The sequence below is a fragment of the Flavobacterium sp. T50_26 genome, assembly GCF_057652995.1.
In genome coordinates this window covers 1-2,545 of record NZ_JBYFCC010000049.1, presented here as the reverse complement: position 1 = coordinate 2,545, position 2,545 = coordinate 1, and the positions used below count along the sequence as shown (strand labels likewise).

At 26.2% G+C, this 2,545-nt stretch carries 1 protein-coding gene; it reads left to right on the top strand.

What is annotated here, in order from left to right:
* Positions 1–308: 308 nt before the first annotated feature.
* Positions 309–2,444, top strand: coding sequence for an erythromycin esterase family protein (locus AC23MC_RS16355; RefSeq protein WP_487569392.1), 2,136 nt, complete (start codon positions 309–311; stop codon positions 2,442–2,444).
* Positions 2,445–2,545: the final 101 nt, after the last annotated feature.

Here is a 2,545-nt window from a genome sequence, read left to right as displayed (position 1 = left end):
CATGACTAAAATTACAAAACGTGAATCTTTTTTGCAAGATTTTTTTGGTATATTTGAGGAGTTGTGCAACAAGCACATCGTGTATGTGCAAGAGCGGGTTAAGTGCTAAATCGAAGTTTAGGTTTTCCATCCCGCAAAAACCATTTTTTATTTGCTGGAAAAGTGTAAATTAGCAAATAAAAAAATGGTTTTGCTCACGTCAGTGCAAAGTTGAAAGTTTCGGCTTCAAAATCCGCTCCTGACACATACACGCGGACCGTTAGCCGTCAGTTTACTGCGAACCGTAAAAAAAACAATAAAATTTAAAAATGAAAAAAATAATAAGTTTTATATTTCTACTATTTTGCTTTTCGGCAATATCTCAAAATTTTAATCCAAAAACAATTTCACTTTCTGAAAATCCTACAATTGAAGATTTTAGTTTTTTAAGAGAAGAACTTAAAGACGTTCAGATAGTAATGCTTGGCGAAAGCACTCATTTTGATGGAAATGTATTTGAAATGAAAACTAAAATGATTAAGTTTTTAAGTCAAGAAATGGGTTTTAAAACAATTGCTTTTGAATCAGGAATTTATGATTTATGGAAGGCTCAAAAAGATATTGATAATGGTTTAAATACTAATGATGTATTTTCTAATTCTTTGTTTTCAATTTGGGCAAAAAGAAATGAGTTTATATCTTTTATGAATTTCTATGATGAAAACAAAACTGATTTAAAATTATTTGGCTTTGACTATCAAATTACTAGCACCAATGGAAATGTAAATCTTGCCAAAGATTTTTTTGAATATGCAAAAAAAATCAAACATAAAATAAAATTTAAACAAGAAGATTTTGAATTGCTTTTAGAGTCAATCACTAACTCTGGAATGTTTGATGAAGAAGATATTACTTTTAATCAATTTAAACTTGAATTATCTGATTTTAGAAACAATATTAATAAACAAAAAGATTCAGAAGAAAAGTTTTATTGGAATCAAATTGTAAAAAGTCTTTTAGAGTTAGGAAACGATGCTTATACAAAAGAAGAAGTTTTAAGTACATTTTATACAACTTCTTTCGATAATAATCGTGATAAACAAATGGCTGACAACTTATTAGCTTACATAAAACAAAATCCTGATGAAAAAATAATTTGTTGGGGAGCAAATGCACATTTTGTAAATAATACTAATTCAATTAAAGAACCTATTGTAAAAGAATTTGTGCCAATGGGTTCTTATTTAAAAAAAGAATTAAAAAACAAATTATATAGTTTAGCAAATATTACATCAACAGATTCTATTTTCATCCAAAATAAATGGAATATAACTCCTATAAAAAAGAATTCATTTGAAGATTTTTTAAAGACAAAAAACACTTCACCTCATATTTTTATTTCTTCAAATCAGAGCGAAATGAATACTATTATTTGGAATAGATTTTTTAGTCCAATAACTTTTATTGAAAGTAAATTAAATGAATTACACGATGGATATTTCTATTATAGAAAAGTTACACCTTCTACTATAATTGATTCTGACATAGAGAATCAGATTTCTTATAAAACAAATAGTAAAACAACTAATCCTGAAATTGATGAAATTGATGTAACAGCAACCGTTTTAAACGAAGTGATAGTTTATGGAAAACGAACTGCTTATCAATTAATCAATAAAGTAATTGGATCTTTTGAAAAAAATTATCCTGATAATCCATTTAGCTCATTAATGAAAACTAATATTCAGTCAAAAGTTTCGGATTCAACATATCTAGATTTTGATTTTATTGCAGAACAATATGATTTAGGTTATGTAAATCACATAAACAGAAGTACAAAAAAGATCAAAGAAATTAGATGGAATATAAAAAACGATTTTTTAACTGAAACATTAAGAGAATATCACGGATTAGTTTATAATTCCCCAATAAAATATGCACCTTTTTTAAAGAAAGGAAAATTCAAAAAATTTATTTTTCAAATCGAAGAAACTAAACTTTACAACAACGAAGAAGTTTATGTTATTCGTTTTTCATCTCCAAGAAATCATTCAACGTTTACAAGAAGAACCTATCTAAGTGATTATTCAGGTTATTTGTATGTAAATTTAAAAGACAATGCAATTGTGAAAATTTTTGAAAATTGGTCAGTAACTGAATTTCCAGAATCTTTTAGAGAAGGTTATAATTTAAAAAATTCATTGTCTAAATATACTTCAAAAGAATATGTAAATGAATCAATGGAAACCGATTTTACAAAAATAAATGGGTTATATTATATTTCACATTCAACAAGTAAATTATTAGGATTCATTTACAATAATACTACTAAAAGAAAATTTGAAACTACAGTTGATTCATATTGGGATGATTTTAACACCAATAATCCTTTTCCAATCAAAGGAAAAGAAGAAGAACATCTGTTTGATAAAGTAAAATTTAATACACAATTTTGGAAAAATTAATATAAAACCGAACGGCTAACAGCAGTAACCGTTGCACAACCCCTTCAAAAAACTAAATTTTCATTCTAATCATAAAAAACAACCTCGTTTAGTGCTTTCTA